The organism is Streptomyces sp. XD-27, from assembly GCF_030553055.1.
GTDB lineage: Bacteria > Actinomycetota > Actinomycetes > Streptomycetales > Streptomycetaceae > Streptomyces.
Map to the genome: position 1 here is coordinate 2,341,523 of NZ_CP130713.1, position 13,042 is coordinate 2,354,564.

General features: G+C 72.6%; 15 protein-coding genes. 2 read left to right on the forward strand and 13 right to left on the reverse strand.

The features are described from left to right. Positions 1 to 30: 30 nt before the first annotated feature. The 3 genes from era to Q3Y56_RS10285 all read right to left on the reverse strand — a co-directional run bounded on the left by era (position 31) and on the right by Q3Y56_RS10285 (position 2,355). Positions 31 to 999: a GTPase Era gene (era, locus tag Q3Y56_RS10275; RefSeq protein ID WP_304461647.1), complete on the reverse strand. Its 969-nt coding sequence runs from the start codon at positions 997 to 999 to the stop codon at positions 31 to 33. Positions 1,000 to 1,116: 117 nt separating this feature from the next. Further along, positions 1,117 to 1,467 (reverse strand): cytidine deaminase, encoded by a 351-nt coding sequence (locus Q3Y56_RS10280; RefSeq protein WP_304461648.1) that lies wholly within the window; start codon positions 1,465 to 1,467, stop codon positions 1,117 to 1,119. A gap of 66 nt (positions 1,468 to 1,533) precedes the next feature. Continuing rightward, positions 1,534 to 2,355: a helix-turn-helix transcriptional regulator gene (locus Q3Y56_RS10285; protein WP_304465539.1), complete on the reverse strand. Its 822-nt coding sequence runs from the start codon at positions 2,353 to 2,355 to the stop codon at positions 1,534 to 1,536. 155 nt (positions 2,356 to 2,510) lie between these two features. On the opposite strand from Q3Y56_RS10285, the gene Q3Y56_RS10290 reads away from it, so the two are divergent. Then, on the forward strand, positions 2,511 to 3,959 hold the full coding sequence (locus Q3Y56_RS10290; protein ID WP_304461649.1) for an MFS transporter: 1,449 nt from the start codon (positions 2,511 to 2,513) through the stop codon (positions 3,957 to 3,959). A 41-nt stretch (positions 3,960 to 4,000) separates the two neighbouring features. On the opposite strand, the gene Q3Y56_RS10295 is transcribed toward Q3Y56_RS10290, so the two are convergent. The 5 genes from Q3Y56_RS10295 to Q3Y56_RS10315 all read right to left on the reverse strand — a co-directional run bounded on the left by Q3Y56_RS10295 (position 4,001) and on the right by Q3Y56_RS10315 (position 8,485). Further along, a complete protein-coding gene (locus Q3Y56_RS10295; protein ID WP_304461650.1) occupies positions 4,001 to 4,363 on the reverse strand; it encodes an MmcQ/YjbR family DNA-binding protein in 363 nt (120 codons plus the stop codon). A gap of 19 nt (positions 4,364 to 4,382) precedes the next feature. Beyond that, positions 4,383 to 5,702: a hemolysin family protein gene (locus tag Q3Y56_RS10300; RefSeq protein ID WP_304461651.1), complete on the reverse strand. Its 1,320-nt coding sequence runs from the start codon at positions 5,700 to 5,702 to the stop codon at positions 4,383 to 4,385. Beyond that, complete coding sequence (gene ybeY, locus Q3Y56_RS10305) at positions 5,699 to 6,196, reverse strand: rRNA maturation RNase YbeY (protein WP_304461652.1); 498 nt, start codon at positions 6,194 to 6,196, stop codon at positions 5,699 to 5,701. Before ybeY ends, Q3Y56_RS10300 begins: the two co-directional genes overlap by 4 nt. Before the next feature lie 9 nt (positions 6,197 to 6,205). Beyond that, the gene (locus Q3Y56_RS10310; RefSeq protein ID WP_304461653.1) at positions 6,206 to 7,213 is read right to left on the reverse strand and encodes a PhoH family protein; all 1,008 of its coding nucleotides are present in this window, start codon (positions 7,211 to 7,213) and stop codon (positions 6,206 to 6,208) included. 120 nt (positions 7,214 to 7,333) lie between these two features. Continuing rightward, positions 7,334 to 8,485, reverse strand: coding sequence for a carbohydrate kinase family protein (locus Q3Y56_RS10315; protein WP_304461654.1), 1,152 nt, complete (start codon positions 8,483 to 8,485; stop codon positions 7,334 to 7,336). A 165-nt stretch (positions 8,486 to 8,650) separates the two neighbouring features. Here Q3Y56_RS10315 and Q3Y56_RS10320 point away from each other — a divergent pair, with 165 nt between their 5' ends. Continuing rightward, a complete protein-coding gene (locus Q3Y56_RS10320; protein WP_304461655.1) occupies positions 8,651 to 9,106 on the forward strand; it encodes an ATP-binding protein in 456 nt (151 codons plus the stop codon). On the opposite strand, the gene Q3Y56_RS10325 is transcribed toward Q3Y56_RS10320, so the two are convergent. From Q3Y56_RS10325 to Q3Y56_RS10345, 5 genes are all read right to left on the reverse strand, one after another. After that, a complete protein-coding gene (locus tag Q3Y56_RS10325) occupies positions 9,051 to 9,992 on the reverse strand; it encodes a ribonuclease Z (protein WP_304461656.1) in 942 nt (313 codons plus the stop codon). The two genes, Q3Y56_RS10320 and Q3Y56_RS10325, sit on opposite strands and share 56 nt — an antisense overlap. A 5-nt stretch (positions 9,993 to 9,997) precedes the next feature. Then, positions 9,998 to 10,357 carry a histidine triad nucleotide-binding protein gene (locus Q3Y56_RS10330; protein WP_304461657.1) on the reverse strand — a complete coding sequence of 120 codons (360 nt, stop codon included), beginning with the start codon at positions 10,355 to 10,357 and terminating at the stop codon, positions 9,998 to 10,000. A gap of 154 nt (positions 10,358 to 10,511) precedes the next feature. Next, entirely contained in the window at positions 10,512 to 11,012 is a 501-nt protein-coding gene (locus Q3Y56_RS10335) for a hypothetical protein (RefSeq protein ID WP_304461658.1), read from the reverse strand. A gap of 113 nt (positions 11,013 to 11,125) precedes the next feature. Then, a complete protein-coding gene (locus Q3Y56_RS10340) occupies positions 11,126 to 11,869 on the reverse strand; it encodes a 16S rRNA (uracil(1498)-N(3))-methyltransferase (RefSeq protein ID WP_304461659.1) in 744 nt (247 codons plus the stop codon). Next, positions 11,866 to 12,954, reverse strand: a complete 1,089-nt coding sequence (locus Q3Y56_RS10345; protein WP_304461660.1) for a nitronate monooxygenase — start codon at positions 12,952 to 12,954, stop codon at positions 11,866 to 11,868. Before Q3Y56_RS10345 ends, Q3Y56_RS10340 begins: the two co-directional genes overlap by 4 nt. Positions 12,955 to 13,042 lie beyond the last annotated feature (88 nt).

The window sequence follows — 13,042 nt, forward strand, 5'->3', positions numbered from 1 at the left end:
CGCGCACCGGCACGCGGGCCGAGACGCGGGCTAGAAGCCCAGCTTGCGGAGCTGCTTGGGGTCGCGCTGCCAGTCCTTGGCGACCTTCACGTGCAGATCGAGGAAGACCGGGGTGCCCAGCAGCGCCTCGATGTGCTTGCGCGACTTGGTCCCGACCTCCTTCAGGCGCCGGCCCTTGGGGCCGATGATGATCCCCTTCTGGCTGGGGCGCTCGATGTAGACGTTCGCGTGGATGTCGAGCAGCGGGCGGTCGGCGGGGCGGTCCTCGCGCGGCAGCATCTCCTCGACCACCACGGCGATGGAGTGCGGGAGCTCGTCCCGTACGCCCTCCAGCGCCGCCTCCCGGATCAGCTCGGCCACCATGACCTGCTCGGGCTCGTCGGTCAGGTCGCCCTCGGGGTAGAGCGCCGGGCTCTCCGGCAGCATCGGGACCAGAAGGTCGGCCAGCAGGCCCACCTGGTTGTCGCCGACCGCCGACACCGGGATGATCTCGGCCCACTCGATGCCCAGCTCCTGGCCGAGCCGGTCGATGGCGATCAGCTGCTCCGCGAGCCGCTTGGAGTCCACCAGGTCGGTCTTGGTGACGATCGCGACCTTCGGGGTCTTCTTGATCCCGGCCAGCTCGGTGGCGATGTAGCGGTCGCCGGGGCCGAGCTTCTGGTCGGCGGGCAGGCAGAAGCCGATCACGTCGACCTCCGCCCACGTGGTCCGTACGACGTCGTTGAGGCGCTCGCCGAGCAGGGTGCGCGGCTTGTGCAGCCCGGGGGTGTCGACCAGCACCAGCTGGGCGTCCGGGCGGTGCACGATGCCGCGCACGGTGTGCCGGGTGGTCTGCGGCCGGTTGGAGGTGATGGCGACCTTCGTGCCGACCAGAGCGTTCGTGAGGGTGGACTTGCCCGCGTTGGGGCGGCCGACGAAGCAGGCGAAGCCCGCGCGGTGCGGGGCGTCGGTGCCACCGGGCGCGGCGGACTCGGAGGATTGCGGGGTACGAGCGCTCATGGCGCCCATTGTCCCTGATCCACGGCGGGCTCCCTCCCCCATGGCCGGAACGGCAGGGGAGGTGCCCCCACGCTCGCACCCGGCAGGTTCCCACTCACGCCCGGGCGGAGCGTCCGCTCATGCCTGGGCGGTGCCGCGCAGCGCGCCGTCCGGGCCCGCCAGCAGCACGGGCGTACCGGGGCCGCCCAGGTCCCGTACCGCCGCGCGGTCCTCGTCGGAGACGGCGTCGGCGGTGGAGACGACGGCGGCGGCCTCCAGGGAGGCGGCCCCGCTGGCGACGGCCATCGCGACGGCGGTGCGCAGGGCGCTCAGCCGCAGCGAGTCCAGCGCGACGGTGCCGGCGACGTAGGTGCGACCGGTCTCGTCGCGCACCGCCGCGCCCTCGGGGACGCCGTTGCGGGCGCGCGCGGCGCGGGCCAGCGTGATGATCTTGAGGTTTTCCGCGTCCAGCGGGGCAGCTTCGCTCATGGGGATGAGGATATGCGGGCGGGGTCGACGGCCGCGGCGGTGGTCAGCCCGCGCACCGATCGCCGGTCAGCCGGCCACCGAGTACATCCTGTCGCGCCGCCCTTCGGGCGAGGTGAGCCGCTCCAGCTTGGCCGCCGTGTCCGTGTCCGGCATGGGGTTGTGCAGCACGATCGTCAGGTCCGGGCGGGCCGGGACGCGCAGCTGCGTGCTCTCGAAGAACATCGCGCCGACCCTGGGGTGCTCCAGCTCCTTGGGCAGCTGGCCACCGGCCTGTACGTCCCCGCGCGCCCACAGCGCGGCGAACTCCTCGCTCAGCTCGGCGGCTTCGGCGATCACCGCCGCGAAGCCCTCGTCGTCCGGGTGCTCGGAGCAGGCGGCGCGGAACTGGGCGACGACCAGCGGCGCGATCCGCTCCCAGGTCTTGGCACGCGCCCGGTAGACGGGGTCCGCGAAGAAGGTGACCAGGCAGTTCTGCGGCATCTCGGGCCGGAAGCCGAGGACCAGCGTCGCCGCCTCGTTGTACGCGACCACGTTCCAGTAGCGGTCCATGATGTGTGCCGGGTACGGCATCCAGCCGTCGATCAGCCGGTGCAGCCCGTCGCACAGGTAGTCGGTGCCGTACTCGGACTCCGGCAGCGGCGGGTTCAGCCCGGCCAGGACGTACAGGTGGCGGCGCTCGGTGCCGTCCAGCCGCAGGACGCGGGCGACGGCGTCCAGGACCTGCGGCGAGACGGTGATGTCGCGGCCCTGCTCCAGCCACTGGTACCAGGAGGCGCCGACGCCGGCGAGGACGGCGACCTCCTCGCGGCGCAGGCCCGGGGTGCGGCGCCGGGCCCCGCCGTCGGGCAGGCCCGCGTCGGTGGGGCTGACCCGGGCGCGGCGGCTCATGAGGAACTCCCGGAGCTCCTGCCTGCGCCGTGACTTCGCGCTCGTGGCGACGGTCTGTGCCACTGCCTCCCCCTCTTCCCCACTGACTGGTGGTGCGGCCACCAGGATAAGTTCCCGCTCCCCACACCCTTTTCGGTCGTCAGAACCTCTGGAGCATGGCGATCGATTCCCCTGCTGTTCCCGACACGGGCTCCGCGACGGCCCTTTCCCCCTCCTCCCCCTCCGACTCCCCCGCTCCCGTGCGGATGTCCGCGCGGGCCAAGCTGATCCTGATGGTGCTGTGCGCCGCGCAGTTCATCGTCGCGCTGGACTTCTCGATCCTGAACGTGGCGCTGCCCGCGCTGGGCGCCGACCTGGGCATGGGGCAGGCCGATCTCCAATGGGCGGTCACCGCGTTCGCGCTTCCGTCCGGCGGCTTCCTGCTGCTGTTCGGCCGGATCGGCGACCTGTACGGGCGCCGCAGGCTGTTCCTCGCCGGGCTGGCGCTCTTCGCGGCGTCCTCGGTGCTGGCCACGCTCGCCTGGAGCCCGGCGGCCTTCCTGGCCGGGCGGGCGCTCCAGGGGCTGGGCGCGGCCGTGATCGTACCGACCGGCATGTCGCTGCTGACCACGACGTTCGCCGAAGGCCCGGAGCGCGAGCGGGCGCTGGGCATCAGCGGCACGCTGATGTCGCTGGGCTTCACCGTCGGCATGGTGCTGGGCGGCGGGATGACCGACACGCTCGGCTGGCGCTCCACGATGGGGCTGCTGGCGGTGGCCGCGGTACTCGTCCTGGCGGTGGCGCCCGGTCTGCTGCCGGAGTCCCGGACCCCGGACCGGCCGCGGCTGGACCTGCCCGGCGCGGTCACCGTCACCGGTGGTCTGCTCGCCGTCATCTACGCCCTGTCGACGGCGGGCGAGCGCGGCTTCGGCGGCGCCGACGTGCTGGTGACGCTGGTGCTGGGCGTCGCGCTGCTGGTCGCGTTCGTGATCGTGGAGTCCCGTACGGAGCAGCCGCTGGTCTCGCTGCCGATGCTGCGGCGGCGCACGGTGGCGTGGGGCAACGCCGGCGGCCTGGTGACCTTCTCGATGATGTCCACGGTGATCTTCGTGCTGACGCTGTACCTCCAGGAGGTGCTGGAGCTGTCGTCGTTCGAGACCGGTCTGGTCTTCGGTGTGCAGGGCCTGGCCTCGGCCGTGGCGGGTTCGTACGCGCCGAAGGTGATCGCCCGCTTCGGCGCCCACCGCACCCTGGTCGGCGGGCTGCTGGGCCAGGGGGTGTTCGGGGCGGCGCTGCTGGGCGCGGGCACCGCGGGCTGGTCGGTGTGGCTGGCGACGGCCGCGCTGTCGCTGGCGAGCGTGTTCCACCTGGGGGCGATCATCGCCTACGGGGTGACGGCCACCTCCGGGGTCCCGGACGGGGAACAGGGGCTGGCGACGGGGCTGGTCACCAGCACGCAGCAGGTGGGCCTCACGATCGGCATCCCGCTGCTGGGCGTGCTGGCGACGACGGGGGACGACCTGATGTCGGGTGTGCATCTGGTGCTGGGGCTGGACGCGGCGATCGTGGTGGCAGCCGCGCTGCTGATCGGCGCGGGCCTGCGCCGCCGCTCCGACTCCGCGTGACCGCCCGTACGGGGGCGTCCGGACGCCCCCGTACGGCTCGCCTACGCGCGGTCCAGGCGCAGCCGTTCCGCCTTCGGCAGGCCCGCCACCACCAGGTCGTACGAGTCCTCGATCAGCTCGCGCACCATCCGGTCCGGCAGGGTGCCGTCCACCGTCACCGTGTTCCAGTGCCGCTTGTTGAGGTGGTAGCCGGGGGCGATCGCCGCGTGCGCCGCGCGCAGCCGGATCGCCTCGTCCGGGTCGCACTTCAGGGCCACCCGCAGGGGTTTCTCGTCCAGCGCGCAGAAGGCGAAGATCTTGCCGCCGACCTTGAAGGTCGACAGCTCGGGGGCGCCCGGGAACGGGAAGTCCTCGACGGCGCCGTTCTGGGCGAGGCAGAAGGCCTTCAGTTCCTTCGGTGTCATGCCGTCCCCTCCTGGCGAGTCACGCTGCCGAGTCCTCCCCGTGTTCGACCGCGTGCGGCACCGGCTCCACCAGCACCGTGACGATCTTGTTGCGGCGGCCCGCCGGGGACTCCGCGGTCAGCCGGAGCGCCGCCAGCTCCGGATGCGGGTTCTCCTCGGTCAGCGGGACCTCGGCCGTGGCGCCCGCGATCGGCACCCGGCCGAGGAACTTGGCGAGCAGCCCGCCGACGGTCTCCACGTCCTCGTCGTCCAGCGCGAGTCCGTACAGCTCACCGAGGTCGCCGACGTCCAGCCGGGCCGTGACCCGGTACCGGTCCCCGCCCAGCTCCTCCACCGGCGGCAGCTCCCGGTCGTACTCGTCGGTGATCTCGCCGACGATCTCCTCCAGGATGTCCTCGATGGTGACGATGCCCGCCGTGCCGCCGTACTCGTCGATGACGACGGCGACGTGGTTGCGCTCCTGCTGCATCTCGCGCAGCAGGTCGCCCGCGTTCTTGGTGTCGGGGACGAAGGTCGCCGGCCGCATCGCCGTGGAGACCAGCTCCGCCTCGGCGTCCCGGCTGATGTGGGTCTTGCGGGCCAGGTCCTTGAGGTACACGACGCCGACGACGTCGTCCTCGTTCTCGCCGGTCACCGGTATCCGGGAGAAGCCGGAGCGCAGCGCGAGGGTGAGGGCCTGGCGGATGGTCTTGTAGCGCTCGATGACCACCAGGTCGGTGCGCGGCACCATCACCTCGCGCACGAGCGTGTCGCCGAGCTCGAAGACCGAGTGCACCATGCGGCGCTCCTCGTCCTCGATCAGCGACTCCTTCTCGGCGAGGTCGACCAGCGCGCGCAGCTCCGCCTCGGAGGCGAACGGCCCCTTGCGGAAGCCCTTTCCGGGGGTGAAGGCGTTGCCGAGGAGGATCAGCAGCTGTGGGATCGGGCCCATGATCCGGGCCAGCGGCAGCAGGACGTACGCGGCGGCGGTCGCGGTGTTCAGCGGGTGCTGGGCGCCGATGGTGCGCGGGGAGACCCCGACGGCGACATAGCTGACCAGCACCATCACGCCGATCGCGATGGCCAGCGCCTCCCAGGTCACGTCGAAGGCGCGGACGCAGGCGTAGGTGACGAAGGCGCCCGCCGCCATCTCGCAGGCCACGCGGACCAGCAGGGCGACGTTGAGGTAGCGGGTGGGGTCCTCGGCGACCGCCATCAGCTTGGCGCTGCCGCGCCGCCCGGACCGCACCGCCTCCTCGGCGCGGAAGCGGGTGGTGCGGGCCAGGCCGGCCTCGGCGCAGGCGGCCAGCCAGGCGACGACCACCAGCAGGACGGCCGCCGCGATCAGTTGGCCGGTCATCGGGTGGTGGGAGCCGGGGAGGGGCCTTCGATGCCGTGCTCGGCGCGCCAGCCGTCGATGATCGCGGCCTGGAGGCCGAACATCTCGGCCCGCTCGCCCGGCTCCTCGTGGTCGTACCCGAGCAGGTGGAGGACGCCGTGCACGGTCAGCAGCTGGAGTTCCTCGTCCATGGAGTGGCCGGTCGGCGCCTCCTCGCCCTGCCGCTTGGCGACCTCCGGGCAGAGCACGATGTCACCGAGGAGCCCCTGCGGGGGCTCCTCGTCGTCCTTGGCGGGCGGGCGCAGCTCGTCCATCGGGAAGGACATGACGTCGGTCGGACCGGGCAGGTCCATCCACTGGATGTGCAGCTGCTCCATGGCGTCGGCGTCGACGACGATCACCGAGAGCTCCGAGAGCGGGTGGATCCGCATCCGGGCCAGGGCGTAGCGGGCGACGTCCAGGATCGCCCGCTCGTCGATGTCCGTACCGGATTCGTTGTTGACGTCGATCGCCATGGTGCTGTGCTACTGCTTCCCGTTGCGGCTGTCGTACTGCTCGTACGCGTCGACAATACGGCCGACCAGCTTGTGCCTGACGACATCGGAGCTGGTGAGCATGGAGAAGTGCACGTCCGGAACGCCGTCCAGGATCTCCCGCACCTGCCGCAGCCCGCTCTTCGTGCCGCCCGGAAGGTCGATCTGGGTGACGTCTCCGGTGATCACGATCTTGGAGTCGAAGCCGAGCCGGGTGAGGAACATCTTCATCTGCTCGGGGTTCGTGTTCTGCGCCTCGTCGAGGATGATGAACGCGTCGTTGAGCGTCCGGCCGCGCATGTACGCCAGCGGCGCGACCTCGATCGTCCCGGCGGCCATCAGCCGCGGGATGGAGTCGGGGTCGAGCATGTCGTGCAGCGCGTCGTACAGCGGGCGCAGATACGGGTCGATCTTCTCGTAGAGCGTGCCGGGCAGGAAGCCCAGGCGCTCGCCCGCCTCGACCGCGGGCCGGGTCAGGATGATCCGGTTGACCTGCTTGGACTGCAGGGCCTGGACCGCCTTGGCCATGGCCAGATAGGTCTTGCCGGTGCCCGCGGGGCCGATGCCGAAGACGACCGTGTGCTTGTCGATCGCGTCGACGTACCGCTTCTGGTTGAGGGTCTTGGGGCGGATGGTGCGGCCGCGGTTGGAGAGGATGTTCTGGGTGAGCACCTCGGCGGGGCTCTCCGGGGCGCCCGTGTCGCCGTTCTCCGCTGCGCGCAGCATGGCGATCGAGCGTTCCACCGCGTCCTCCGTCATCGGTTGTCCGGTGCGGAGCACCAGCATCATCTCGTCGAACAGGCGCTGGACCAGAGCGACTTCCCTGGGGTCGCCGGTCGCGCTGACCTCATTGCCCCGTACGTGGATGTCGGTCGAGGGGAACGCCGTCTCTATGACACGCAGCAGCGAGTCCCCGGAACCAAGGACCGTGACCATGGGGTGCTTGCTCGGGACCGTGAACTGGGCGTGCGTCTGCCGTCCTGTGGGTGTCTGCGTCATGGGCCGGCTCTGGGGCCTGCTCAACCTCCTCGCGCAGGTGTCAGCCTGCTCGGCTTCCTCGTACGTCAAGGGTACGACGGAGCACCGACAAGACCCGAGCGCTTTTCCCCGGGTTCTCCCTCATGCCTGCCGGAAGCCGATGGTCGGGACCGCCCGGCGCAGCGGCCACGGGCGGGGGGCCGCGGGGACGAGCCCGTCGAGGAAGTCGTAGCGGTGGAGCGCGGAGGGGTCCTGGGCGGCCGCGGTGTCTCCCGGCGTGCCCGCGTACGCCTTCATGTGCTGCCACCAGGCCGCGACCTCGGCCCAGCCGGGCGCGGACAGCGAGCCGCCGAACTCCTGCACCGACAGGGCGGCGGTCAGCCCCGCGAACGCCAGTCGGTCGGCGAGCGGCCAGTCGGCGAGGGTGCCGGTGACGAAGCCGGCCACGAACACGTCCCCGGCGCCGGTGGGGTCCAGCGCCCGCACGGCGATGGCGGGCACCTCGGCGGTCTCGCCGGTGCGCCCGTCCACCGCGTACGCGCCCTCCGCGCCGAGCGTGACCACGGCCAGCGGCACCCGCTCGGCCAGGACGCGGGCGGCGGCGCGCGGGCAGTCGGTGCGGGTGTAGCGCATCGCCTCGACGGCGTTGGGCAGGAAGGCCTCGCAGTGCTCCAGGTCGGCGAGGTCGGCCGGGTCCCAGCGGCCGCTGTCGTCCCAGCCGACGTCGGCGAAGATCCGGCTGCCGCGCCGCGCGGCGTGGCCGATCCACTCCTCACGGTGGCCGGGGACCAGGGAGGCCACGCAGGCGCGGGCCGGCGGCGGGCACTCGGGCGCGGCCTCGCCGTCGAAGGCGGACTCCGGCGGCGGCGCCTCGTGCCCGTGCGAGACCATCGTGCGCTCGCCCTCGTACGCCATGGAGACGGTCACCGGGGAGTGCCAGCCGGGCACGGTGCGCGACAGGCCCAGGTCGATGCCCTCGCCCCGCTCCAGGGCGTCGCGGCAGTAGTCGCCGTACATGTCGTCGCCGAAGGCGGCGGCGAGGGAGGTGCGCAGGCCCAGCCGGGCCAGCGCGGTGGCCATGTTCGCGACGCCGCCGGGGCTGGAGCCCATCCCGCGTGCCCAGGTCTCGGTGCCGCGGACGGGCGCGGAGTCCAGCCCGGTGAAGATGATGTCCAGGAAGACCGTGCCGGTCAGGTAGACGTCGCAGGGCGGGTCCGCGGGCGTCCTGAGGGTGGCCAGCGGGTCGACGAGGGCACCGTCGGCGGTGGGCTGCTGGCCGTCGTGTGTGGTCACCGTGCGCTCCCGGATCGTTCCTTGGACTCTCATCCTTCATCATCGTGACGCGCCGTGTGTTCAGTGTGACGCCAGCATGTCACCTGTGTCGCTCAACACGCTTGCGCACCAGGGGCTTTGCGGTCCACTCTGTGACCCCCGAACACCCCGCGCGAAGGGTTCCCATTGGCAGAGCAGACGGCGCTGAGCTCTTGCGGGCAGCGGGTCAGCGTGACGACGGTGACCGCGCACCCGGAGGAGATCCAGCACGTGCGGCGGCAGGCGAACGAGCGGCTGCGCCAGTGGGGCCATCCCAAACAGACACGCCAGGTCGTCGCCCAGGGCATCAGCGAGCTGCTGACCAACGTCCACAAGCACGTGGGCCACGGCGTGCGGTGCAGCCTGACCCTGGCCGAGCGCCCCGAGGGCGTGGTCGTGGAGGTCCACGACGACAGCCCGCGGATGGCGGTCCCGGCCGAGGTCGCGTGGGACGCCGAGACCGGCCGCGGGCTGATCCTGCTCCAGGCGATGGTGGCCGAGCTGCGCTCCGAGCCCACGCCGACGGGGAAGGTGGTGTCCTTCCTCGTCACCCGCCTGCCGGAGGAGGAGCCGGACGACGCTTGGGCAGCGGGACCCGCATGAGGTCGCGGGCGACGGTGAGTTCGCCGTCGAAGCCCGCCGCGCGCGCCTGGCGCTCGAACTCGGCGGGGTCGCCGTAGCGCTGCGAGAAGTGGGTCAGCACCAGGTGCCGTACGCCCGCCCGCACCGCGACCGAGGCGGCCTGGCCGGCCGTGAGGTGGCCGTGCTCGACGGCGAGCGCCTCGTCCTCGTCCAGGAAGGTGGACTCGATGACCAGCAGGTCGCAGTCCTCGGCCAGGCCGTGGACGCCCGCGCAGAGCCGGGTGTCCATCACGAACGCGAACCGCTGGCCGCGCCGCACCTCGCTGACCTCGTCGAGGGTGACCGTGCGCCCGGCGGCCTCGACCGCCCCGGTGCGCTGGAGGCGGCCGACGGCCGGACCCGCGATGCCGTACTCGACCAGGGCCTCCGGCAGCATCCGGCGGCCGTCCGGCTCGATGAGCCGGTAGCCGTAGGACTCGACCGGATGGGAGAGCTTGCGGGCCTCGAGGACGTAGCCGGGGGTCTCGGCCAGCGTGCCGTCCTCCGTCACCGGGTGCTCGGCCACGTCGACCGTCTCCCGGTAGGCGGTGGCGTACCGCAGCCGGTGGAAGAACCTCCGCCCGCTCGCCGGGTAGTGGGCGGTCACCAGGTGCGGCACCCGGTCGAGGTTGATGCGCTGGATCACCCCGGCCAGGCCAAGCGAGTGGTCGCCGTGGAAGTGCGTGACGCAGATGCGGTGGATGTCGTGCGCGGCGACCCCGGCCCGCAGCATCTGGCGCTGGGTGCCCTCACCGGGGTCGAAGAGGATGCCCTGGCCGTCCCAGCGCAGCAGATAGCCGTTGTGGTTGCGGTGCCGGGTGGGGACCTGGCTGGCGGTGCCCAGGACGACCAGTTCTCGTACGGACAACGGAGTTACCCGGGCGGCCAGTTGAAGCCGCGTCCGCCGAGGACGTGGGCATGGGCGTGGAAGACGGTCTGGCCCGCGCCGGAACCGGTGTTGAAGATGATCCGGAAGCCGGTGCCGTCGACCTTCTCCTCGCTGGCGACCTCACCGGCCTCGCGCAGGACGTCCGCCGCGATGGTGGGTTCCGCGGCCGCCAGGGTGGCGGCGTCCGGGTGGTGCACCTTGGGGATCACCAGCACGTGGGTGGGCGCCTGCGGGTTTATGTCGCGGAAGGCGAGAGTGGTCTCGGTCTCACGGACCACGTCCGCCGGCACCTCTCTCGCCACGATCTTGCAGAACAGGCAGTCGGCCTGCGGTTCTCCCGCCACCGGTGGGCTCCTCCCGGGTCGTCGGCTCCTACGGTGACGGATGCTACCGGGACGTCGTGGATCATGGCGCGCCCACGGCGTGGCCTGACCGGATCGTGGGCACCGGCCGCCGCCCGGGCCGGCTCGGGACGGCCCGGGCGGCGCGGCGGCGCTGTCAGAGGCGCACGGGGTAGGAGGCGTGCTTGGTCGGGCGGCGATCGTTGTCCCGGTCGGGGTCCTTGTCGCAGTCGCCGATCACCTTCGCGTGGAAGACCTGGCGGCCCGCCACCTTCCCCGTCAGATCGCCCTTCACGCACCGGCCTTCGCGCACGAAGGTGACGGTGCCGGTGACCCGGATGTCGGCTCTGCGCTTCTTCCCGGCCAGGCCCTCGCAGTCGACGGACACCTCGCGGACCGGGGGCCGCGAGGTGTGCTTACCGGATCTGCGCTTCTCTTCGCCCTTCGCGTCACCGGTGCACCTCATCCAGCGCACGTCGATGCCGCCCTTCTCCAGCGCCTTGGTGGCGACCCGGTCCGTGGTGTAGGCCGCGCGGACCGCGCTGAGCCCCCGGTCGGAATCGCCCTCGCACGCCGACAGAGCGCCGACGGTCACGACGACCGCCGCGATCACGGGCAGCCGCGCACCGCGCCGCCGCAGAGTCCTCCATACCCCCATGGCGATCAGGCTGCCATCGGTGGTGGCGGCGGGAAAGAGCGTCTTCGGCCAGGCTCAGGACGCGGATGCGGCCGGACTCAGGACCAGCGGCCCGGCTCAGGGTTCGGCCCGGCTCAGGACCAGCGGCCCGTACGGCCCAGCAGCAGTGCCGTCGCCGCCGTGCCCGCCGTCGAGGTGCGCAGCACGCTCGCCCCCAGCCGGTACGGCTTCGCGCCCGCCTCGGCGAAGAGCGCCAACTCCTCGGGTGAGACCCCGCCTTCGGGCCCCACGACCAGCACGATGTCGCCGTCGGCGGGGAGTTCGGCGGTGGCCAGCGGCGCGCCGCCCGCGGCGCGGTCCTCGTGCAGGACGGCGGCGAAGTCCGCCTGGGCGAGCAGCGCGGCGACCTGCTTGGTGGTCATCGCGTCCGCGACCTCGGGGAACCGCACCCGGCGGGACTGCTTGCCCGCCTCCCGCGCCGTACTGCGCCACTTGGCCAGCGACTTGGCGCCGCGGTCGCCGCGCCACTGGGTGACGCAGCGGGACGCCGCCCAGGGCACGATGGCGTCGACGCCGGTCTCGGTCATCGTCTCCACGGCCAACTCGCCCCGGTCGCCCTTGGGCAGCGCCTGGACGACGGTGATCCGCGGCGCCGGCTCGTCCTCGACGGTCCGGCGGGTCACCTGGACCACCAGCCGGTCCTTGCCCTCGGCGAAGAGCACCACCGCCTCGGCCCAGCCGCCGTTCCCGTCGGTCAGGACGATCTCCTCACCGGGGCGCAGCCGGCGCACCGAGACGGCGTGCCGCCCCTCGGGCCCGTCCAGGACGAACTCACCGGCGCCCGGCACGGTCTCCACCACGAAGACGGGCGCGGTCACGACACCACACCGCCCCGCGGCTGCGCGACGCCTGCCACCGCCTGGTCCAGTTCGGCCGCCAGCACCTCGACCAGGCGGCCCGCGGACATCTCGCGGGCCAGCCGGTGGCCCTGCCCGGCCCACAGCGCCATGCCCTGCGGGTCGCCGGCCTTGGCCGCCGCCTTGCGCAGTCCGGAGGTGAGGTGGTGCACCTGGGGGTAGGCGGCGGGCGCGTACGGGCCGTGTTCGCGCATGAAGCGGTTGACCAGGCCGCGGGCCGGGCGGCCCGAGAAGGCGCGGGTCAGTTCGGTCCGGCCGAACAGCGGGTCCGTCATCGCCCGCTTGTGGAGCGCGTGGGCGCCGGACTCGGAGCAGACGAGGAAGGCGGTGCCCAGCTGGGCGGCGGTCGCGCCCGCCGCCAGCACTGCGGCGATCTGCGCTCCGCGCATCAGCCCGCCGGCGGCGATGACCGGGATCTGCACGGTCTCGCGGACGGTGCTGAGCAGGGACAGCAGTCCCAGGCCCGCGCCGGCGCAGTCGGACTGCGGGTCGTCGCGGTGGGTCCCCTGGTGGCCGCCCGCCTCGATGCCCTGTACGCAGACGGCGTCGGCGCCGGCCCACTGGGCGGCCTGGGCCTCGGCGGGCGAGGTGACGGTGACGACCGTACGGGTGCCCGCGTTGGCGAACGCGTCGAAGACCGCCCGCGAGGGGCAGCCGAAGGTGAACGAGACCACCGGAACGGGGTCGTCCAGCAGGATGGCGAGCTTGACCTCGTAGGCGTCGTCGGCGCCCGAGTCGGGGTCGCCGAGCGGGGTGTCGTACCAGGACGCCTCGCCGGCGAGCTGCTCCTTGTAGACCTCGACGGCGGCCGGGTCGGCCGTGAGCGGCTGCGGCATGAACAGGTTCACGCCGAAGGGACGGTCGGTGAGCCCGCGGAGCTGTTTGATCTCCTGGTACATCGCCTCCGGCGTCTTGTAGCCCGCGGCGAGGAAGCCGAGGGCACCGGCATCGGAGACGGCTGCGGCGAGCTTGGGGCAGGAGGCGCCACCCGCCATGGGGGCCTGCACGATCGGATACCGAAAGAGATCGGTCAGCGCGGAGGACATGAACACATCGTGTCACGTCGGCCGCACCGAGCAGTACTGGCCTCGGGCGCGTCGGCGCCCGACGGCCGGTCAGGCACCGGTTCGCCCT

What these genes read in the sequence shown, in the direction of transcription:
- Q3Y56_RS10290 (WP_304461649.1), top strand. Translation starts at nt 2,511, where the DNA reads ATGGCGATCGATTCCCCTGCTGTTCCCGACACGGGCTCCGCGACGGCC.
- Q3Y56_RS10285 (WP_304465539.1), bottom strand. Translation starts at nt 2,355, where the DNA reads ATGAGCCGCCGCGCCCGGGTCAGCCCCACCGACGCGGGCCTGCCCGAC.
- era (WP_304461647.1), bottom strand. Translation starts at nt 999, where the DNA reads ATGAGCGCTCGTACCCCGCAATCCTCCGAGTCCGCCGCGCCCGGTGGC.
- Q3Y56_RS10280 (WP_304461648.1), bottom strand. Translation starts at nt 1,467, where the DNA reads ATGAGCGAAGCTGCCCCGCTGGACGCGGAAAACCTCAAGATCATCACG.
- Q3Y56_RS10295 (WP_304461650.1), bottom strand. Translation starts at nt 4,363, where the DNA reads ATGACACCGAAGGAACTGAAGGCCTTCTGCCTCGCCCAGAACGGCGCC.
- Q3Y56_RS10310 (WP_304461653.1), bottom strand. Translation starts at nt 7,213, where the DNA reads ATGACGCAGACACCCACAGGACGGCAGACGCACGCCCAGTTCACGGTC.
- Q3Y56_RS10300 (WP_304461651.1), bottom strand. Translation starts at nt 5,702, where the DNA reads ATGACCGGCCAACTGATCGCGGCGGCCGTCCTGCTGGTGGTCGTCGCC.
- Q3Y56_RS10345 (WP_304461660.1), bottom strand. Translation starts at nt 12,954, where the DNA reads ATGTCCTCCGCGCTGACCGATCTCTTTCGGTATCCGATCGTGCAGGCC.
- Q3Y56_RS10335 (WP_304461658.1), bottom strand. Translation starts at nt 11,012, where the DNA reads ATGGGGGTATGGAGGACTCTGCGGCGGCGCGGTGCGCGGCTGCCCGTG.
- ybeY (WP_304461652.1), bottom strand. Translation starts at nt 6,196, where the DNA reads ATGGCGATCGACGTCAACAACGAATCCGGTACGGACATCGACGAGCGG.